The 18,417-nt window shown below is 63.1% G+C and carries 19 protein-coding genes and 1 tRNA gene; 11 read left to right on the forward strand and 9 right to left on the reverse strand.

The window, feature by feature from the left end:
• Nucleotides 1-2: 2 nt before the first annotated feature.
• From ubiB to infC, 7 genes are all read left to right on the forward strand, one after another.
• Complete coding sequence (gene ubiB, locus FHS54_RS11750; RefSeq protein ID WP_167303996.1) at nt 3-1,544, forward strand: 2-polyprenylphenol 6-hydroxylase; 1,542 nt, start codon at nt 3-5, stop codon at nt 1,542-1,544.
• A complete protein-coding gene (gene coaBC, locus FHS54_RS11755; RefSeq protein ID WP_167303997.1) occupies nt 1,541-2,758 on the forward strand; it encodes a bifunctional phosphopantothenoylcysteine decarboxylase/phosphopantothenate--cysteine ligase CoaBC in 1,218 nt (405 codons plus the stop codon). Before ubiB ends, coaBC begins: the two co-directional genes overlap by 4 nt.
• Complete coding sequence (gene dut / locus FHS54_RS11760; protein WP_167303998.1) at nt 2,733-3,197, forward strand: dUTP diphosphatase; 465 nt, start codon at nt 2,733-2,735, stop codon at nt 3,195-3,197. The genes coaBC and dut overlap by 26 nt, the downstream gene beginning before the upstream one ends.
• The gene (locus FHS54_RS11765) at nt 3,194-3,976 is read left to right on the forward strand and encodes a HesA/MoeB/ThiF family protein (protein ID WP_167303999.1); all 783 of its coding nucleotides are present in this window, start codon (nt 3,194-3,196) and stop codon (nt 3,974-3,976) included. Before dut ends, FHS54_RS11765 begins: the two co-directional genes overlap by 4 nt.
• Nucleotides 3,964-4,329, forward strand: a complete 366-nt coding sequence (locus FHS54_RS11770; protein ID WP_167304000.1) for a DsrE family protein — start codon at nt 3,964-3,966, stop codon at nt 4,327-4,329. The genes FHS54_RS11765 and FHS54_RS11770 overlap by 13 nt, the downstream gene beginning before the upstream one ends.
• A gap of 125 nt (nt 4,330-4,454) precedes the next feature.
• Complete coding sequence (gene thrS / locus FHS54_RS11775; RefSeq protein WP_167304438.1) at nt 4,455-6,437, forward strand: threonine--tRNA ligase; 1,983 nt, start codon at nt 4,455-4,457, stop codon at nt 6,435-6,437.
• Nucleotides 6,438-6,564: 127 nt separating this feature from the next.
• Nucleotides 6,565-7,098, forward strand: a complete 534-nt coding sequence (infC, locus tag FHS54_RS11780; protein ID WP_167304001.1) for a translation initiation factor IF-3 — start codon at nt 6,565-6,567, stop codon at nt 7,096-7,098.
• A 246-nt stretch (nt 7,099-7,344) separates the two neighbouring features.
• Here the strand turns inward: infC and msrA are convergent, their stop codons facing one another.
• The 5 genes from msrA to pabB all read right to left on the reverse strand — a co-directional run bounded on the left by msrA (nt 7,345) and on the right by pabB (nt 11,541).
• Nucleotides 7,345-8,016, reverse strand: a complete 672-nt coding sequence (msrA, locus tag FHS54_RS11785) for a peptide-methionine (S)-S-oxide reductase MsrA (protein ID WP_167304002.1) — start codon at nt 8,014-8,016, stop codon at nt 7,345-7,347.
• Nucleotides 8,003-8,146, reverse strand: coding sequence for a hypothetical protein (locus FHS54_RS11790; RefSeq protein WP_167304003.1), 144 nt, complete (start codon nt 8,144-8,146; stop codon nt 8,003-8,005). The genes msrA and FHS54_RS11790 overlap by 14 nt, the downstream gene beginning before the upstream one ends.
• Nucleotides 8,147-8,415: 269 nt before the next feature.
• Complete coding sequence (locus FHS54_RS11795; protein ID WP_167304004.1) at nt 8,416-9,618, reverse strand: pyridoxal phosphate-dependent aminotransferase; 1,203 nt, start codon at nt 9,616-9,618, stop codon at nt 8,416-8,418.
• 92 nt (nt 9,619-9,710) lie between these two features.
• Nucleotides 9,711-10,334, reverse strand: coding sequence for an aminotransferase class IV (locus FHS54_RS11800; protein WP_167304005.1), 624 nt, complete (start codon nt 10,332-10,334; stop codon nt 9,711-9,713).
• A gap of 31 nt (nt 10,335-10,365) precedes the next feature.
• Nucleotides 10,366-11,541 (reverse strand): aminodeoxychorismate synthase component I, encoded by a 1,176-nt coding sequence (gene pabB, locus FHS54_RS11805; protein ID WP_167304006.1) that lies wholly within the window; start codon nt 11,539-11,541, stop codon nt 10,366-10,368.
• Nucleotides 11,542-11,638: 97 nt separating this feature from the next.
• On the opposite strand from pabB, the gene FHS54_RS11810 reads away from it, so the two are divergent.
• Entirely contained in the window at nt 11,639-12,022 is a 384-nt protein-coding gene (locus FHS54_RS11810; protein ID WP_167304007.1) for a DUF983 domain-containing protein, read from the forward strand.
• Nucleotides 12,023-12,033: 11 nt separating this feature from the next.
• Here the strand turns inward: FHS54_RS11810 and FHS54_RS11815 are convergent, their stop codons facing one another.
• Nucleotides 12,034-12,471 carry an acyl-CoA thioesterase gene (locus FHS54_RS11815; protein WP_167304008.1) on the reverse strand — a complete coding sequence of 146 codons (438 nt, stop codon included), beginning with the start codon at nt 12,469-12,471 and terminating at the stop codon, nt 12,034-12,036.
• A 210-nt stretch (nt 12,472-12,681) separates the two neighbouring features.
• Between FHS54_RS11815 and FHS54_RS11820 the strand changes: the two genes are divergently transcribed.
• Together FHS54_RS11820 and FHS54_RS11825 are read left to right on the forward strand one after the other, a co-directional pair.
• The gene (locus FHS54_RS11820; protein ID WP_167304009.1) at nt 12,682-13,923 is read left to right on the forward strand and encodes a cytochrome b/b6 domain-containing protein; all 1,242 of its coding nucleotides are present in this window, start codon (nt 12,682-12,684) and stop codon (nt 13,921-13,923) included.
• Between the two features lie 42 nt (nt 13,924-13,965).
• Entirely contained in the window at nt 13,966-15,090 is a 1,125-nt protein-coding gene (locus FHS54_RS11825) for an AI-2E family transporter (protein ID WP_167304010.1), read from the forward strand.
• 26 nt (nt 15,091-15,116) lie between these two features.
• Here the strand turns inward: FHS54_RS11825 and FHS54_RS11830 are convergent, their stop codons facing one another.
• From FHS54_RS11830 to FHS54_RS11840, 3 genes are all read right to left on the reverse strand, one after another.
• Nucleotides 15,117-16,985, reverse strand: a complete 1,869-nt coding sequence (locus FHS54_RS11830; protein WP_167304011.1) for an ABC-F family ATP-binding cassette domain-containing protein — start codon at nt 16,983-16,985, stop codon at nt 15,117-15,119.
• A gap of 63 nt (nt 16,986-17,048) precedes the next feature.
• Nucleotides 17,049-17,369: a DMT family transporter gene (locus FHS54_RS11835; protein WP_167304012.1), complete on the reverse strand. Its 321-nt coding sequence runs from the start codon at nt 17,367-17,369 to the stop codon at nt 17,049-17,051.
• Nucleotides 17,370-17,449: 80 nt separating this feature from the next.
• Nucleotides 17,450-17,536, reverse strand: a tRNA-Tyr gene (locus FHS54_RS11840).
• Nucleotides 17,537-17,640: 104 nt separating this feature from the next.
• Here FHS54_RS11840 and rlmB point away from each other — a divergent pair.
• Nucleotides 17,641-18,381 (forward strand): 23S rRNA (guanosine(2251)-2'-O)-methyltransferase RlmB, encoded by a 741-nt coding sequence (gene rlmB / locus FHS54_RS11845; RefSeq protein ID WP_167304013.1) that lies wholly within the window; start codon nt 17,641-17,643, stop codon nt 18,379-18,381.
• Nucleotides 18,382-18,417: the final 36 nt, after the last annotated feature.

Raw genomic sequence — 18,417 nt, forward strand, 5'->3', positions numbered from 1 at the left:
CCGTGCCTTCCCATGTGACACATATCTGGCGGCTGCTGAAATGGGGCCGCACGCTGGCCCGCCATGGCGCGCTACGCGGGATCGAACGTGATCCCCTGACCCCCTCGCCGGTGCGGCGGCTGGTGAAACTGGCGCGGATCGGCGCGCGCGTTCCCCGCCAGCCGCGCTATGCCGACGCCTTTCAGGCGATCGGTCCTGCCGCGATCAAGTTGGGCCAGACGCTGGCGACACGCCCCGACCTGGTGGGTGAAGAAGCTGCCAACGACCTGTTGCGCCTGCAGGATGCGCTGCCGCCGGTCCCCTTCCCGACGATAAGGGCGCAGATCGAACAGAGTTTCGGACGACCGCTGGAATCGATTTACAGCCGCTTCGATGAAGAGCCGGTGGGCGCGGCGTCGATCGCACAGGTTCACCGTGCAGTGACAACGGACGGGCGTGAAGTCGCGGTAAAGATCATTCGCCCCAGCGTGACCGATCAGTTCAGCCGCGACATCCAGACCTATGAATGGGCGGCCGCTCATGCAGAGATGCTGGGCGGCGAAATCGCGCGGCTGCGTCCACGGCTGGTCATCGCCAATATGAAGCGCTGGACCGCGCGCGAACTGGATCTGCGGCGTGAGGCCGCGTCGGCATCGGAACTGGCCGAAGCCATGCAGGCGATGCCGGGCTATCGCGTGCCGCAGATCGACTGGGATCGCACGACCGGCAAGGTCATGACGATGGAGTGGATCGACGGGGTCAAGATTTCCGATCGCGACGCCCTGATCGCCGCCGGTCACGATGTGAAGGACCTCGCCGCGCGGCTAGTCAATGCCTTCCTGCGCCAGGCGATTGCCGAAGGCTTTTTCCACGCGGACATGCATCAGGGCAATTTGTTCGTCACCGCCAACAACGACATCGTCGCCATCGACTTTGGCATCATGGGCCGGATCGACCGCCGCGCGCGCATGTGGCTGGCGGAAATCCTCTATGGCCTGATCACCGGCAATTATAAGCGCGTGGCGGAAATTCATTTCGAAGCGCAATATGTGCCCGGCCACCATAATGTGGATGAGTTCGCCACCGCCCTGCGCGCCGTGGGCGAGCCGATGCGCGGAAAGCCCGTGCGCGAACTGTCCGTCGGCGGGATGCTGGACGGCCTGTTCGCCATCACTCGCGACTTCGACATGCAGACCCAGCCGCATTTGCTCCTGCTCCAGAAGACGATGGTCATGGTGGAAGGCGTGGCAACCGCGCTCGACCCCGACATCAACCTGTGGGAAACAAGCGGCCCCTATGTGAAGGAATGGCTGCGTTCCGAACTTGGACCTGAGGCGAAGGCCGCTGACGCGCTGATCGAAAATTGGCGTACGCTCCAGCGCCTGCCCGGCCTGGTGCGGCGGATCGAGGAAGCATTCCCTGAAAAAGGCGGTGCGCCACCCCCGCCGCCGCTTACCGAAGTCAGGCTGATCCGCGTCGGCGGGGGCTGGCGCTATGCGGCAGTCGCGGGCCTGGCCGCTGTGGCTGGAGCGCTGACCACCGCGCTGCTACATCTTCAACTATGACTCAGGCCCGCATCCTTCTGATCGTGTCCGGCGGCATCGCCGCATACAAGTCGCTGGAACTCGTCCGGCTGCTGAAGAAGCGGGGCTTTGCCGTGCGAGCGGTGCTGACGGACAGCGCGAGCCGGTTCGTGACGCCGTTATCCTTTGGCGTGCTGACCGAAGACCATGTCTATGGCGACATGTTCGACCTCAAGGAAGAACGCGAGATCGGGCATATTCAGCTGTCGCGTCAGGCCGATCTGGTGGTGGTTGCGCCTGCGACCGCGAATATCCTGGCAAAGATGGCGGCAGGCATTGCCGATGACCTTGCCACCACGCTGCTGCTCGCCACCGACAAGCCGGTGCTGGCCGTGCCCGCGATGAACGTGCGGATGTGGGATCATGCCGCGACGCAACGCAACCTTGCCCTACTGCGCGCCGACGGCGTCCACATCATGGAGCCGGATGAAGGCGAAATGGCCTGCGGTGAGTTCGGCAAGGGGCGTCTACCCGAACCCGAAGCGATCGCGGCGGAGATTGAACGCCTGCTGTCCATCGGGGCGGGGGCTGCGGGAAGCGCCCCCTTGAAAGGCCGGCACATTCTCATCACCGCCGGGCCGACGCACGAACCGATCGACCCCGTGCGCTACATCGCCAACCGATCTTCGGGCAAGCAGGGGTTCGCCATTGCCGCAGCGGCAGCCCGCTCCGGCGCGCGCGTGACTTTGGTGGCGGGTCCGGTGCGCCTGCCCACGCCCCCCGGTGTCGACCGCGTCGACGTGGAAACCGCGCGCGAAATGCTGGCGGCGGTTGAAGCGGCGCTGCCCGCCGACGCCGCCATCATGGTCGCTGCCGTCGCCGACTGGCGCACGGACACCGCCGCCGGGCAGAAGCTGAAAAAGGATGGGTCGGGTAAGCCTGCCCCGCTCACGCTGGTCGAGAATCCGGATATTCTGGCGACGCTGGGCCGTCATGCACATCGCCCCCGCCTGCTCGTCGGCTTCGCTGCCGAAACGGACAAGCTGACCGAATATGCGCAGGCGAAGCTGCAGCGCAAAGGCGCGGACTGGATCGTCGCCAATGACGTGTCCGGTGACGTAATGGGCGGCGACAGCAACAGCGTTCACATCGTCACTGCCGCTGGCGTCGAAAGCTGGGATCATCTGCCCAAGGACGCCGTCGCCACCCGCATCATCGAAAAGGTCGCTCATGCCCTCGCATCTTGCCCCGATTGAAATTCGCCTGAAGCGCCTGCCCCATGGAGAGGGCCTGCCCGCGCCCAGCTATGCAACCCAGCACGCAGCGGGGATGGACGTGGTTTCCGCCGAAGATGTGACCCTGCAACCGGGCGACCGCCATGCCGTCGCCACCGGCTTCGCCATGGCCATCCCGGTCGGCTATGAAGTGCAGGTCCGCCCCCGGTCCGGCCTGGCGCTCAAACATGGGATCAGCCTGCCCAACACGCCCGGCACCATCGACGCGGACTATCGCGGCGAACTGAAAGTCATCCTCATCAATCTGGGCGACGCACCCTTCGTCATCGCTCGCGGCGACCGGATCGCGCAACTGGTCGCCGCGCCGGTTCAGATGGCCCGCTTTGCCGAGGTGGAGGAACTGGACGCGACCGTCCGAGGTTCGGGTGGTTTCGGATCGACCGGAGTCAGTTCATCATGACCCCATCCGCACCCGTCCTGTCCGACGATCAGCTGGAACGCTATGCGCGCCATATCGTGCTCAAGGAAATTGGCGGGGCGGGACAGGCGCGGCTGCTGTCGGCGGACGTCGCGGTGATCGGTGCGGGCGGGATCGGCAGTCCGGCAATCCTCTATCTGGCAGCGGCGGGAGTCGGCACGATCCGGGTCATCGATGACGACCATGTCGCGCTGTCTAACCTGCAACGTCAGATAATGTTTGGCACCACGGATATCGGCGCGCCCAAGGCGGAATGCGCGATGGCGGCGGTTGCGCGGATCAACCCGGATGTAAAGCTGATCCCCATCAACGCGCGGATCGATGCCGAGAACGCGGCGCTGATGCTGCGCGACGCTGACGTCGTGCTGGATGGCTGCGACAGCTTCGCGACGCGGCTTGCTGTGGCGGACACGGCGCAGCGGCTCCGCATTCCGCTGGTGTCAGCGGCGGTAGGCCCGTTCGAAGGGCAATTGGCCACATATCGCGGATGGGAAGCGGACCAGCCCTGCTATCGCTGCCTGGTCGGCAACCCGGAAGATGCGCCGGAACGCAATTGCGCGGAGACCGGCGTGATCGGCGCGCTGACGGGTATGATGGGCAGCATGGCGGCGCTGGAGGTCATTCGTACCCTGGTGCCCTTTGGCGCGAGCATGGCGGGCAAGCTGATGATCGCAGACCTTTTATCCATGCGATTCCGCACGGTCAGCATCGCCAAGGACCCCGCCTGTCCGGGCTGCGCCGCCATATTATGCGCGACCTGAGGATCATCGTCACGACCGGGGATGCCGAACGGCTGCGGGGCGCTCTGGTGCTGGCCTGCGCACAGGCGGCGCTGGGCGGTCAGGCGAGCATCTTCCTGCAACTGGACGCGGTGGGGCTGTTGCAGCCATCTACGCAGGCACCACGGGACGATGCGCATCGCGCGGCAGGATTGCCGACGCTGGCGACGCTGGTGGAAGAAGCCGTTGCCCTTGGCGTCACGCTGACTGCCTGCCAAAGCGGATTGGCGCTGTATCGCCTGTCTGTGGGCGAGTTGCCCGACGGCGTAGAGGTTGGCGGACCCGTCTCTTTCTTGCAAGCCACGCATGATCAGGCCCGCCTTATTCTAGCCTGATCCGCGCCTTCCTGCCTGTCGGGCAAACGCCCTTCTATTGACAGCTAGGGCTGCCCATTTATGGGGAAAGCGCGGAATTTTGCGCCGCCCCACCTCAGTTACAGAAAGACTGCCCCTTGTCCGCCATGCTCAAGATCACCCTGCCCGACGGTTCCGTGCGTGAAGTCGCGCCCGGCACTACCCCGGCAGACATTGCGGCGGCGATCGGGCCGGGACTGGCAAAGGCCGCCATCGCCGCGCGAGTCGATGGCGAACTGCGCGATATCATGCGGCCGTTGGAGCAGGACGCGCAGCTGGCGCTGGTGACGTCAAGGGATGAGGCCGACGCGCTGGAACTGGCGCGGCACGACTTCGCGCACATATTGGCCGAGGCGGTGCAAGCGCTGTTTCCGGGAACGCAGATCACGTTCGGGCCTTCGACCGACGATGGCTTTTATTATGATTTCGCACCGAAGGATCGCCCCTTCACCGAAGAGGACCTGCCCGCCATCGAGGCGAAGATGCGGGAAATCATCGCCGCCGACAAACCGCTCCAGCGCGAGGTGTGGCAGCGCGAGGATCTGATCGCGCGCTGGCGGGCGGAAGGTGAGACGTTCAAGGCCGAATGGGCCGCCGAACTGCCTGAGGGAGAGGAACTGACGGTTTACCGGTCAGGCGGCGATTGGCTGGACATGTGCCGGGGACCGCATCTGGCCTCCACGGGCAAGCTCGATCCGGCAGCGTTCAAGCTGACCCGCGTATCGGGCGCCTATTGGCGCGGCGATCAGAAGAATGCGATGCTATCCCGCATCTACGGCACCGGCTGGCTCAACAAGAAGCAGCTGGCAGAGCATCTGACGCGACTGGAAGAAGCGGGCAAGCGCGACCATCGCAAGCTGGGCGCGGAGATGGACCTGTTCCACCTCCAACAGGAAGCGCATGGGTCGGTTTTCTGGCATCCCAAGGGCTATCTCATCTGGCGCGAACTGGAAGCCTATATGCGCCGAGCCATCGACGCGGCGGGCTATCGAGAGGTCAAGACGCCGCAGGTGATGGACGCGCGCCAGTGGGAGCAATCCGGCCATTGGGGCAAATATCGCGAAAATATGTTCGTCATCCCCGACGAAGTGCCCAACGCAGAGGATGAAGGTCCGCTCGTGTCGGACGACGCCAACTGGATGGCGCTCAAGCCCATGAACTGCCCCGCGCATGTCCTGATCTTCCGCCAAGGGATCAAAAGCTATCGCGACCTGCCCTTGCGCCTTTACGAAAACGGCTGCTGCCATCGCAACGAACCGCATGGCGCGCTGCATGGGTTGATGCGGGTGCGCCAGTTCACGCAGGACGACGCGCACATCTTTTGCCGCGAGGATCAGATTGTCGAGGAAGTGCGGGCTTTCTGCGCACTTGCCGACCGCATCTACAATGATTTCGGCTTTACCTATTCGATCAAGCTGGCGTTGCGCCCAGACAAACGCTTCGGCAGCGACGAAATGTGGGACAAGGCCGAAAATGAACTGCGCGATGCCGTCGCCGCCGCTGGCCTCAACACGCCGGAATATGGCTGGGAGGAACTGCCGGGCGAAGGGGCCTTCTATGCGCCCAAGCTGGAATGGCATCTGACCGACGCCATCGGGCGGACATGGCAGGTCGGCACCATCCAGTCAGACCGTGTTCTGCCGGAGCGACTCGACGCATCCTATGTGGCGGAAGATGGTGAGCGGCACCGACCGGTCATGCTCCATCGCGCGATCTTCGGGTCCTATGAACGCTTCATCGGCATATTGATCGAACATTATGCGGGCAAGTTTCCGCAATGGCTGGCCCCGGTCCAAGCTGTCGTCGCGACCATCGTGTCGGATGCCGACAGCTATGCGCAACAGGTGGTCGACAAGTTGCGGGCCGCCGGAATCCGGGCCGAAGTCGACCTGCGTAACGAGAAGATCAACTATAAGGTGCGAGAGCATAGCCTAGCGAAAGTGCCGAATTTGCTGGTCGTCGGCCGCCGCGAAGCCGACGAAGGCACAGTGGCGCTGCGCGAACTGGGCAAGGAGGGGCAGAGCGTCCTTTCGGTCGATGACGTGATCGAGCGCCTTGCAAAAGAAAGCCAGGCCCCCGATATGCGCTGAGGCAGCAATGCCACATGGGGCCGGTAATTTCGCGACAGCGGGCTTGCCGCCCCTTTCGGCTTTGCGCTAAAGGCCGCCAGAGCCGTTTTCGTGAATTACCATAGGAGAAGCCGCTATACGTCCCCCAATGATGCGCCGTCCACTGGCGCCGCCGCCGAAGTCCGGTCCCCGTTACAATGAGTTTATCACCGTGCCCAAGGTGCGCGTGATCGACGACGAAGGCGAAAATCTGGGCGTGATGTTTACGCAGGAAGCCATGGAGCGCGCTTACGAGATCGGGCTGGACCTGGTCGAAGTGTCGCCGACCGCCGATCCGCCGGTCTGCAAATTTCTGGACATCGGCAAGTTCAAGTACGAAGCCCAGAAAAAGGCGAATATCGCCCGCAAGACCCAGAAGACGCAGGAACTCAAAGAGATCAAGATGCGTCCGAACATCGATGATCATGATTATGATACGAAGATGAAGAAGGTCCATGATTTCATCGGCGACGGCGACAAGGTGAAGATCACCCTGCGTTTCCGTGGCCGCGAATTATCGCATCAGCAGCTCGGCATGCAACTGCTACAGCGCGTGGCGGAAAATGTAGGCGAGATCGCCAAGGTCGAAGCCTATCCGCGCATGGAAGGCCGCCAGATGCTGATGGTGCTGGCACCGAAATAAGCAGTCGTCACAGCTGACGCATTCAGCGGGCGGGGTCTGGCAACAGGCTCCGCCCGCTTGCGTTTGCGCGTGCGGGTGGCCGGGCATTTCCCGACATCACCACAAAAACGACCATTCCGAGACATTCCCCTCCCGTAGACGGGAGGGGTTAGGGGTGGGCACGAGCGAAGCGAGCTTCAAGCTTGGCCTTTGAAGAACATCGCCAATGTTGCGCTGGCCCACCCGCCCAAAGCCGCTACCAACGCTTCAGGCCGAAGGTTTGTCCCGGTATTGCGCCGGAAACATCGCCTTGAACGCGGCGAGTTTCGGGGCATCCCAGCGTTGAATATAGGGATGGCGGGGATTTCGGGTCATGAAGTCCTGGTGATAGGCATCTGCAGCCTGAAAGCCGGTAAATCGTTCGACACGGGTAACGATGGGGTCGCGCCACAGCTTCGCCTTGCCCAGCTGCGCGAGGTAGGCGCGCGCCGCCTTGTCCTGACCCGCATTCAATGGAAACAGCGCGCTGCGATAATGGGTGCCGCGATCGGGGCCTTGATAATTGAGCGTGGTGGGATCGGCGATCACTGAAAAGAAGATGCGCAGCAGCGTCCCATAGCTGACTTGTGCCGGATCATAGGTCACCCGCACGGCTTCGGCGAAGCCCGTATCACCCTTGGTGACCTGCCCGTAATTCACCTTGCGTCCCTTGGGTCCGCCCGCGAAGCCGGACACGACCGAATGAACGCCCTTCACATGCGAAAAAACGCCTTCCACACCCCAGAAGCAGCCGCCCGCAAAAATCGCAGTTTCGCGAGCCTGCCGAGATGAAGCATCGACGCTGGCCACAGGTGCAAGCACCGGGCGCTCAGCGCGCAAAGGCGAGGCGACCAAAAGGGCCGCAAGGACGGCAAGAGCTATATTGTCAGAGCGTCGCATCGGACGCAGCCATGGCCGAACTGACCAAGGCAGGCGGCTCACTGGGCTGGAACGCGAACATGCCCACGGCACCAAGCACAAACCCGCCAAAAAAGCGGAGGAAAAGGTCAGATTTCAAGAATGCCACCATGGCCTTCTTCCTTCGATCTTGGCCCCGGAAAGGGCGATGATTAGCAGCCGTCAGCTTAGCCATGGGTTAACAGCCAGGCGCGACTAACCAGTTTCGGATTGAAACGCGATATAAGTCGCCCCTTCTCCTGCGCAAGAGGAGCGAACGGAAAAACCGCTTCGGCATTTTCCTCGAAAGCATGGGGTGACAGGGCCGGGATGGCCCCTGCCCTACCCTCGCCAGCCTGACGCCGACTCCCTCCCCATTTTCAAAACAGGGAGGGTTCGTGCTTATTTCAGCGCAGCACAGGCTTCCTGGATGCGCGTGCAGGCCTTTGCCAGCACTTCTTCCGACGTCGCATAGCTGATGCGGAACGCAGGCGAGAGCCCGAAGGCGGCGCCATGAACGGCGGCAACCTTCGCTTCGTCCAGGAAATAGCCGATCAGCGTTTCATCGCTGTCGATCAGCAGCCCCTTCGGCGTCGTCTTGCCAATGACGCCGCTGGCGTCGGGATAGACGTAAAAGGCACCTTCCGGCGTCGGACAGTTGAGGCCAGGCGCGTCGTTCAGCATGGAAACGACCAGGTCACGGCGCTTCTGGAAAGCAGCGTTACGCCCGACCAGGAAGTCCTGCTCACCGGTCAGCGCGGCGACGGCGGCTGCCTGGCTGATCGAGCAAGGATTGCTGGTCGACTGCGACTGCAGCTTGCCCATCGCCTTGATCATCCATTCAGGACCACCGGCAAAGCCGATGCGCCAGCCGGTCATGGAGAAAGCCTTCGAACAGCCATTCACGGTCAGGGTGCGATCATACAGATCCGGGCACACCTGCGCGATCGTGGCAAACGGCGTGGGCGCGTACCAGACATGTTCGTACATGTCGTCGGTCATCACCAGCACATGGGGATGGCGCAGCAGCACCTCGCCCAGTTCCTTGAGTTCGCTCGCCGAATAGGCAGCACCCGAAGGGTTGGAGGGCGAGTTCAGTATGACCCATTTGGTCTTCGCGGTGATCGCCGCCTCCAACTGGGCGGCCGTGATCTTGTAACCCTGGCTGGCAGGCCCTTCGATAAAGACCGGCGTGCCGCCCGCGAAGTTCACGATATCGGGATAGCTGACCCAATAGGGCGCGGGGATGATGACTTCATCGCCAGCGTCCACCGTCGCGACCAGCGCGTTGAACAACGTGTGCTTGCCGCCGGAGTTCACGCTGATCTGGCCGCGCTTGTAGGTCAGGCCATTGTCGCGCTTGAACTTGAAAGCGACCGCATCCTTCAGTTCGGCGGTGCCGTCCACGTCGGTATAGCGAGTCAGGTTCTTGCGGATGGCGGCGATGCCAGCCTCTTTCACGAAATCGGGCGTGTCGAAATCCGGTTCGCCCGCCGACAGGCCAATCACGTCCACGCCTTCGGCTTTAAGGGCATTCACGCGCGCGCTCATCGCCAGGGTGGCGGAGGGCTGGATGCGACCGAGGGCAGCGGAAGTCTGGCTCATCGTAACACTCTCTCTGAAATATCCTCATGCCCGCGCATTGCGGACGCGAGGCTCCTTAAAGCGGTATGATGGAAGGGGCAACCGCCAGTAGGCTATTTGACGAGCGAGGCGGCCACCATCCCGCGCGCGGCGTTGCCGATGAAGAAGCCACCCTCCAGGTCTCCCGGTCGCAGGTCGCCTTCCACCGCTTCGCCCATCTCGATCAGGCTGCGGCGCAACACGCCCGGCAAGAGGCCGCGCGACAAAGGCGGCGTCACCAGCTTGTCGCCGCGCTCGACAAAGATGGACGAAAAGCAGCCTTCGGTCAGAAAGCCTTCGGCATCGGTCATCAGCACTTCATAAGTGCCGCCACGGTTCAATATGTCTTGGTAGAGCGAGCGGTCGGTCGTCTTGTGCAGCAGGCGCAGATCGTCGGCGGTGGCATTCCGGGGCACCACCGCCACCTGCATGATCGCCTGTGGCCAGGTGCGATGTTCCCGCACCTCGATCGCCGTCGATCCGCGTTGCGACACCAACAACCGCAGGCGGCTGCGCTCACGCAGGCGAAAAGTCGCCGCTTGCAGTTCGTTGCGGACATCGTGCCGGTCAAAGGCAAAGTCCAGCGCCGTCGCGCTGGTCCTCAGCCGTTCCAGATGCAGTTCCAGCAACCTGATGCCTTCGACCGGGTCGAAAGCCATGGTTTCCAACAGGTCGAACCGTCCGTCAGCCACCGACATCGAAACTATTCAAGCCCCCTGTAGCCCAAAATCAAGCCCCCGCCAGAAAACGCCCCTTGGCCAGGCATTCCGCCCATTCCGACGCTGCGCTGGAATCTGCGATGATCCCCGACCCCAGCCCCAAAAGCCCTTCCGTGCTTCCTTCTTCGACGCAAATCGTGCGGATGGCAACATTGAAGGCGGCGTCCCCGTCGGGATCGATCCACCCCACGGCTCCGGTATAGACTCCGCGCGGGAAAGGTTCGACCTCGCCGATGATCTCCATCGCCCTGACCTTGGGCGCGCCGGTGATCGACCCGCATGGAAACAGCACCCGAAGCACGTCAACGGGCGACAGGCCGGGGAGAAGGCGGGCGCGGATCGTCGATACCATCTGGTGCACCGTGGGATAGCTTTCCACATGGAACAGGTCTGGGACCGTTACCGTTCCGGCGCGCGACACGCGGGACAAATCATTGCGCAGCAGATCCACGATCATCAGATTTTCGGCGCGCTGCTTTGGGTCGGATTCCAGTTCGCGCGCCAGCATCGCATCGTGCCGGGCATCCGCGCTGCGGACTGCGGTCCCCTTCATCGGGCGCGCCGTCAACTGACCGCGAACGCTGGTAAAGAAAAGTTCGGGTGAAAAGGACAGGATGTCATGACTGCCCGTGCGGATCATGCCGCCATAGCCTGCGCGCTGGCGCGGCCTGACAGCGGCATAGAGCGCCATGAGGTCGCCGTGAAAACGCGTGGCGCAGGGGAAGGTCAGGTTCGCCTGATAGATATCGCCAGCGCGAATATATTCCTGCACCCTGTCGAAGGCCGCGTGATAGGCGGCTTCCTGGATCAAGGGCCGCAGCGGTTCGATCCGCACCCCGGACGGATCGGGCAGCAGGCCCGGCACCGCTTCGGGCTTGATGAACCGCAGGCCGTCGAACAGGCCGAACCACAGCAGCGGCGCTGATCCTGGCCGGCCCTGATGCCGCCGAGCCAGCGGGAGCAGCCGATCTTCCAGCGCCAGCCCCGCCTCGTAGCTCATATAGCCAGCGGCGTGCAGGCCCGCCTCCCCCGCTTCCGCAATGCGGTCGAGCGCGGGCTGCACTTCCTCCAGCCGGTGGGCAACGATGATCGAAACAGGGTCGCGATACAGCCGGGCGGGGGCAGCGTTGCGCTCCCGCGCATCGTCGAACAGGACAAAGGCTTCGGTGGGACCCGGCAGGCGCATCGTCGCGTCTTAACAGCCTTTCGCGCGGGCGGAAGAGCGGCGCTGCGATTATCGTCGCGGTTGCGCCCCGCCCGGCAGTGGATCATAGACGCGACGCATGAGCGATACGCCCCAGCCCAGCGATCTCGACCGCCCGCTGCGTCCCGCATTGGCCCTGGCGCTGCGGGGGCGCTGCCCCGCGTGCGGCGAAGGCCGGATGTTCAAAAGCTTCCTGAAACCATCCCCCTCCTGCGAACATTGCGGCGCAGGTTGGGACCTATCCCGGGCGGACGACTTCCCGGCCTATATCGTCATCTTGCTGCTGGGCCACATATTGGTGCCGCTGATGATCGAAGTGAACCGCGCGCTTGCCATTCCATTGGGCGTGCAGGCTGCTTTATGGCCTTGCCTGGCGGTGATCCTGGCGCTGTTGCTGATTCAGCCTGCCAAGGCCATGGTCATCACATTCCAATGGTCGCGGCGGATGGACGGCTTCGCCTGAAGCCGGTCAACTCAGCCCGGTTGACGCAGGAAATTCCGCTCCATCGCCTCACGCAGGCTTTCGTCAATCAGGCGACGGCCTTCGGCGCCATGGGTGACGACCGTCGTATCGCAGGTCGCGACGCACACGCCCTTCTGAAACGCGGCTGAACTGACCGTCCAGCTGGTGCGGCCGATATGGCCGATGCCGCAATGCACTTCGAACGGATAGGGGAAGTGTGATTCTTCCACAAAGTTGAGCGAAACCGCCGCGACCAGCCAGCGCACGCCCTGTTCCTGCGGATGGCGGCCCAGATGGTGATGAAAACGGATGCGCGCAGTTTCGAATATGCCGGATATCGCCACATTGTTGATGTGACCCATCGTGTCGACATCCTGAAAGCGCGTATCGAGCGTGGTAATGAAACTATACGCTTCCGGGGTCAGACGCCAAGCTTCTGGTTTGGCCATGTCCTGTTTTTCCAATACGCTATTTTTTATGTGTCTTAGCCTTTGCAGGCACGGATTCAATGATCGGGGGAAAATTGGCCCCACTGCGACCTTTTTGACACAGCCGCTATGGTTGAAGGCAGGTTGGTCAACGCAGTGTTTCCGCTGGCGACCATGGACTTTGGCTGCGACGCCCCATAGCTTCGCGCCCTTCCCATGGCCGGAGATTCCATGCGCCGCTACAGCCTGATCGCCATCTTCCTGCATTGGACGATCGCCGCCCTCCTTGCCTTTCAGATCAGTGTCGGATGGGCGCTGGAAGATCTCGGCGCGCGGGGGTTCTCCCTTTATCAGCTGCATAAATCGGTGGGGGTCAGCATTCTGGTCCTGACGCTGGTTCGGCTGGCCGTGCGCTTTGGGAAACCAAGGCCCGATCCGGTGGAACGCGGCTGGCAAGGCGCGCTGGCCAGCGCCGTGCATGGCGGCCTTTACCTGTTCATGCTGGGCGCACCACTCACGGGCTGGGCGCTGGTGTCTACGGCGCGGGTCAAGGTGCCCACCTTATTGTTCGGCGTCATCCCGCTCCCCCACCTTCCCCTGCCCGCCGACGCGCATCAATGGGCGGAAGGTGGACATGCGCTGCTGGCGTGGTTGGGCATCGCCCTTTTCCTGCTGCATGTGGCGGGCGCAATCCGGCACCATATGATGCTGCGCGACGGCCTGATCTGGCGGATGATGCCCGCGCGGTCGCCCGTGCTGCTGGTTGCGCTGCCCGGCCTGATGCTGTTGGGCTTGTTGCTGGGGAAGGCAATCCTGCCGGAGCCGGTTTCAAAGCCCGCCCGTCCGCAAAACGCTGCGCCCGCGATAGAGAGCGAAATCGCCCCGCCCGCACCCATTGACGCCAGCGTCGCCAATGCAGCCGAAGCCACAGTCGCGCCTGACAATGCAACGGCGCAGGTGGAAGAAACAATCGCGCCGCCATCTGCATGGACGGTGCAGCCGGGCGGGCGCATCGGATTTTCGGTCGACAACAGCGGCGAAACGATCAGCGGCGGTTTTTCCCGCTGGACCGCAAAGATCGTCATGGACCCCGATCACCCCGAAAGCGCCATCATCCGTGTGGAGATCGACCTTGCCAGCGCAAGCGTGGGCGACGCCTACCAGGACGGCATGCTGGCAGGCGACGAATTTTTCGACGTCGCTGCCCATCCCAAGGCCGTCTTCACCGCGAAGGGAGCGGAAAAGACTGGGCGAAACAGCTATCGCGCGGCGGGCACGCTCAGCCTGAAGGGCATGAGCCGCGCGCAGGCCATCCGCTTCACTCTTTCAGGGGCGGGCAATAGCCGCAAGGTCACGGGATCGGCCAACATCGCCCGCCTGCCCTTCGGCGTTGGCAACGGCGAAAGCAGCGCTGGCCTGGCACCGCGCGTGGCCGTCACCTTCCAATTCGATGCCCGTGCCGAGCGACCTTAGCTGCGCATGGATTTGCGGCGCGACTTCTGCCAAACCGCTAGCATGAACCACAAGCCGCAGAACGTCCGTATCGAAGATGGTGTCTTTCTGGGCTTCGTGCTGATCGTCTCGATCGCGTTCGCTCTGGTTATCGAACCTTTTTTCGCGGCGATCCTGTGGGGGGTGATCGCCGCGATTCTGTTCTCACCGTTCAACCAGACTCTGCTGGAAAAAATGCCGGGACGCCCCAACAGCGCCGCCGGGCTGACGCTGCTGATCATCATTTCCGTGGTGATCCTGCCGGCCATCATCCTGGGGGTCGCGCTGGTGCAGGAAGCGACCCTATTCTACGGTCGGATTGAGTCGGGCGAAATCAACATCGCTCAGGTCTTTGCTCAGTTTCAGGCTCGCCTTCCCGATTGGGCTTCGGCCTTCCTCGCCCGGCTTGGCATCACCAATTTCGCCGCCGTGCGCGAAATGTTGAGCGCGGGCATAGCCACCAGTTTCCGCGCGGTCGCCGCCCAGCTTTTCCAGATCGGCCAGAGCGCGTTCAGCTTCTTCGTGGCGCTCAGCGTTACGCTCTACCTCACCTTCTTCCTGCTGCGCGACGGGCCGTCGCTGGCGGTCCGTCTCGATCGCGCGGCACCACTGCGTTTGACCCACAGGCGCGCGCTGATGCAGCAGTTCGTCGTCGTCACCCGCGCGACGATCAAGGGCAGCATCGTCGTCGCCATCGTCCAGGGCATGATCGGCGGCACCGTCTTTTGGGCACTGGGAATACCGGCCCCCTTGCTCTGGGGCGTGCTGATGGGCTGTTTCTCGCTGATCCCCGCGGTCGGAACCGGGCTGGTATGGGTGCCGGTCGCGCTTTACCTGCTAGCCACCGGAGCGATCATCAAGGGCGTGATACTGATCGCCTGTGGCGTGTTCGTGATCGGCCTGGTCGACAATCTGTTGCGGCCGATTCTGGTGGGACGCGACACACGCCTTCCCGACTATGTCGTGCTGATATCCACGCTAGGCGGCATAGACATGTTCGGCATCAATGGCATCGTCATCGGGCCAGTGATCGCAGCCCTGTTCATCGCAACATGGAACATCGTGACGCGGATGCGGACGGGCGACGGGATAGAAGGGCCGCTGACGGCCCAAAGCGCGATCACGCAAGAACGCCCCCCACCCTTGTGAAAGCGTCCAGCTGAATCCCAATCGCTTTAATGCGCCTCCAGGGCGGCACTCGCCTCCATCCAGCTTTCCTCAATCACGCCCAGCTTCTTGTCGACCGCCGCCCGTTTCACCATCAGATCGGTCATCGTCATCTTCGATTCGGCACCCGATGCGCCCTTTGGGTCGAACAGGGCCTGGTCGATCCGGCTGCGTTCGGCGGCCAGGGTCGCCATCTCCTTTTCCGCCTTGCTGACCGCGGCTTTCAGGCTCTTCTGCTTTTCGCGCCATTCCGCCGCATTGCGCTTTTCCGCCTTCCGGTCGACCTTGGGCGCGTCGCCACCGCCGCCGTTGCCGTCCGCCTTGCGCAGGACGATGCTGGTATAATCTTCCAGGCTGCCCGCAAATTCCTGCGCCGTCCCGCCATCGACCAGCACCAGCCGGTCGGCCACCAGTTCGATCATGTGACGGTCGTGGCTGACGATCACCACCGCGCCCGAATAATCGTTCAGCGCATGGACCAGCGCCTCCCGGCTATCGACGTCCAGATGGTTGGTCGGCTCGTCAAGGATCAGCAGGTGCGGCGCATCACGAGTGATCAGCGCCAGCGCCAGACGCGCCCGTTCTCCCCCCGAAAGGCTCCCCACCTTCTGCGTCGCGCGTTCACCCGAAAAGCCGAATCGGCCCAGCTGCGCACGCACCGCGCCGGGGGTCGCCCCCTTCATCACCCGGGTCATATGGTCCAGCGGGGTGTCGTCGATATCCAGCTCCTCCACCTGATATTGGGTGAAATAGCCGACATTCATCTTGGACGAGCTGTTCATCGCCCCTTCCATCGGCGTGAGCTGGGCGGCGATCAGCCGCGCGAGCGTCGTCTTGCCATTGCCGTTGCGGCCCAGCAGCGCCAGCCGATCATCGGGATCGATACGCAGGTTCACCCGCTTCAGCACCGGCGTGTCGCCATAGCCGACCGACGCCATGTCCATGGTGATGAGCGGCGGACGCAATTCGGGCGGGCTGGGGAAAGCGAAGGCAAGGCTGGGGTCTTCGATCGCAGCGGCAATCGGCTGCATCCTGGCCAGCGCCTTGGCGCGGGACTGGGCCTGCTTTGCGGTAGACGCGCGCGCCGAGTTGCGGGCAACATAGTCCTGCAGCTTTTCCCGCTCCGCCTGCTGCTTGGCGCGCGCGGATTCCAGCTGGGCCAGCCGTTCGGCGCGCTGCCGTTCGAATGCGTCATAGCCGCCGGGGTAAAGGGTGATCTTCCCCCCTTCCAGATGCAGGATATAATCGACGACATTGTTGAGCAGGTCACGTTCGTGGCTGATCACCACAACCGTGCCGCGATAGGCCTTCAGGAAATTTTCCAGCCACAGCGTCGCTTCCAGGTCGAGATGGTTGGAAGGCTCGTCAAGCAGCAGCAGGTCGGGTTCCGAAAAGAGCAGCGCAGCGAGCGCGACCCGCATCTTCCAACCGCCTGAATAGCTGTCGAGCGGCCGCCCCTGCATTTCCTCGTCAAAGCCCAGGCCCACCAGGATGCGCGCCGCACGCGCCGGAGCGGTATAGGCATCGATGGCGTTCAGCCGCTCGTAAATATGGCCCAGCCGATCAGGATCTTCCGTATGTTCCGATTCGGCGAGCAAAATCGTGCGCTCCTCATCGGCGGCCAACACCGTTTCGAAAGGGGTAGCGGTGCCGTTGGGCGCTTCCTGCGCGATATAACCCAGCCGCGTGTCGCGCGGCATGTCGCAACTGCCCTCATCCGGGTCGAGCTGGCCGATCATCACCTTCATCAGCGTCGACTTGCCCGCGCCATTGCGGCCAATCAGCCCGACGCGGCTGCGAGGAGGCAACGCGGCGCTCGCGCGGTCCAGAATGGTGCGGCCACCCAGGCGCACGGTGATGTCTTTCAGGTTCAGCATGGGGGGCCCTTAGCAGGAGATCAGCGCAGGGTCAGCCCTTTGCTGCATGTGCGGTATAACCGTTCAAGCGGTCGCGAACAGCTTGGTCCCGACAACGCCGACGACGGTCAGCGCCATGAAACCGGCCTGCAACGGCGTCACCCTGTCGCCGAACAAAATCACCCCGCCGATGATGACGCCCACAGCGCCAAGTCCAGTCCAGACCGCATAGGCCGTGCCAGCGGGCAGGCCCCTCATCGCCAGCGCCAGCAAGCCCATGTTGAGGAAACTGAGGCTGATCGGCACCATCGACGCCTGCCACGTCGCCATCGTGGCGGCCCATTTCAAACTGAGCGCCCAACAGATTTCGGAGACCACGGCGATGCCAAGGATGAGCCACGCCATATAAGCGTTCCTTTTTCAGGCGGGCTCGAAAAAAGGATGCGCAAGCCGGAAACCCGAAAGAGGCGGCGCATCCGCAAGGCTGGTGGACAGGGTTGGGTTCGAACCAACGTAGGGGAAACCCCGGCAGATTTACAGTCTGCTGCCTTTAACCACTCGGCCACCTGTCCAGTGCCCTGACACGGTCGACAAAGATGATGTCACCGCGCTGGAGGCGCGCTCAATGGCGAAAGGAGGCTTGCCTGTCAATGGTCCGATGTGAAAAGAGCGGTCCATGAAAAAAGGACATCGAACCTCCAAGCCCAAGGGCAACTTCCCCCGCTTTTACGGTCGCCATGCCGTCATTGCGGCGCTTGCCAATCCCAACCGAACCGTTCGCAAGATCTGGGGCACGCGAGAGGCGCTGAACGCGCTGGACCTGCCGCCGGTCCTGCCCATCGTCTATGCCGATGTTGCTGACCTCGGTCGCATGGTGCCATCCGATGCGCCCCACCAGGGAATTGTGGCAGAGGTGGAGCCGCTGGACGATGTATGGCTGGGCGATGCGTTGGAAGCCGGACAGGACGACCGCCGCCCCGTACTGGTGCTCGACCAGGTGACCGACCCCCACAATGTCGGGGCGATTTTGCGATCGGCCGCCGCGTTCGACGCGCTCTGCATCGTGACGCAGGATCGGCATGCGCCACCCGAATCGGGCGTAATCGCTCGCGCCGCGTCCGGGGCGCTGGAAATCATGCCCTGGGTGCGTGTCGTGAACCTGGCCCGCGCGCTGGATGAAATTGCGGAGGCTGGCTATTGGCGCATCGGCCTGGATGGAGAAGCGGACACGACCCTGGGCGAAGCGATCGGCGAATCGCGCGTCGCGCTGGTGCTTGGCGCGGAGGGTGAAGGGCTGCGCCATAACAGCATGGCCCATTGCGACATATTGGCGAAACTGCCGATCAGCCCGCGCATGGAAAGCCTGAACGTGTCCAATGCGGCGGCCATCGCACTTTATGCGACGGCCAGTCGATAGGGCATCCATTACGAGCCGGTAGGTAATTCCCCCTGC

It is taken from the genome of Sphingobium vermicomposti, assembly GCF_011762025.1.
GTDB classification, from domain to species: Bacteria; Pseudomonadota; Alphaproteobacteria; order Sphingomonadales; family Sphingomonadaceae; genus Sphingobium; species Sphingobium vermicomposti.

Excerpts from the sequence above, each read along its gene's own strand:
- coaBC (WP_167303997.1), top strand. The coding sequence starts at position 1,541 with ATGACTCAGGCCCGCATCCTTCTGATCGTGTCCGGCGGCATCGCCGCA.
- dut (WP_167303998.1), top strand. The coding sequence starts at position 2,733 with ATGCCCTCGCATCTTGCCCCGATTGAAATTCGCCTGAAGCGCCTGCCC.
- FHS54_RS11765 (WP_167303999.1), top strand. The coding sequence starts at position 3,194 with ATGACCCCATCCGCACCCGTCCTGTCCGACGATCAGCTGGAACGCTAT.
- FHS54_RS11770 (WP_167304000.1), top strand. The coding sequence starts at position 3,964 with ATGCGCGACCTGAGGATCATCGTCACGACCGGGGATGCCGAACGGCTG.
- thrS (WP_167304438.1), top strand. The coding sequence starts at position 4,455 with ATGCTCAAGATCACCCTGCCCGACGGTTCCGTGCGTGAAGTCGCGCCC.
- infC (WP_167304001.1), top strand. The coding sequence starts at position 6,565 with ATGATGCGCCGTCCACTGGCGCCGCCGCCGAAGTCCGGTCCCCGTTAC.
- msrA (WP_167304002.1), bottom strand. The coding sequence starts at position 8,016 with ATGCGACGCTCTGACAATATAGCTCTTGCCGTCCTTGCGGCCCTTTTG.
- FHS54_RS11790 (WP_167304003.1), bottom strand. The coding sequence starts at position 8,146 with ATGGTGGCATTCTTGAAATCTGACCTTTTCCTCCGCTTTTTTGGCGGG.
- FHS54_RS11795 (WP_167304004.1), bottom strand. The coding sequence starts at position 9,618 with ATGAGCCAGACTTCCGCTGCCCTCGGTCGCATCCAGCCCTCCGCCACC.
- FHS54_RS11800 (WP_167304005.1), bottom strand. The coding sequence starts at position 10,334 with ATGTCGGTGGCTGACGGACGGTTCGACCTGTTGGAAACCATGGCTTTC.
- pabB (WP_167304006.1), bottom strand. The coding sequence starts at position 11,541 with ATGCGCCTGCCGGGTCCCACCGAAGCCTTTGTCCTGTTCGACGATGCG.
- FHS54_RS11810 (WP_167304007.1), top strand. The coding sequence starts at position 11,639 with ATGAGCGATACGCCCCAGCCCAGCGATCTCGACCGCCCGCTGCGTCCC.
- FHS54_RS11815 (WP_167304008.1), bottom strand. The coding sequence starts at position 12,471 with ATGGCCAAACCAGAAGCTTGGCGTCTGACCCCGGAAGCGTATAGTTTC.
- FHS54_RS11820 (WP_167304009.1), top strand. The coding sequence starts at position 12,682 with ATGCGCCGCTACAGCCTGATCGCCATCTTCCTGCATTGGACGATCGCC.
- FHS54_RS11825 (WP_167304010.1), top strand. The coding sequence starts at position 13,966 with ATGAACCACAAGCCGCAGAACGTCCGTATCGAAGATGGTGTCTTTCTG.
- FHS54_RS11830 (WP_167304011.1), bottom strand. The coding sequence starts at position 16,985 with ATGCTGAACCTGAAAGACATCACCGTGCGCCTGGGTGGCCGCACCATT.
- FHS54_RS11835 (WP_167304012.1), bottom strand. The coding sequence starts at position 17,369 with ATGGCGTGGCTCATCCTTGGCATCGCCGTGGTCTCCGAAATCTGTTGG.
- rlmB (WP_167304013.1), top strand. The coding sequence starts at position 17,641 with ATGAAAAAAGGACATCGAACCTCCAAGCCCAAGGGCAACTTCCCCCGC.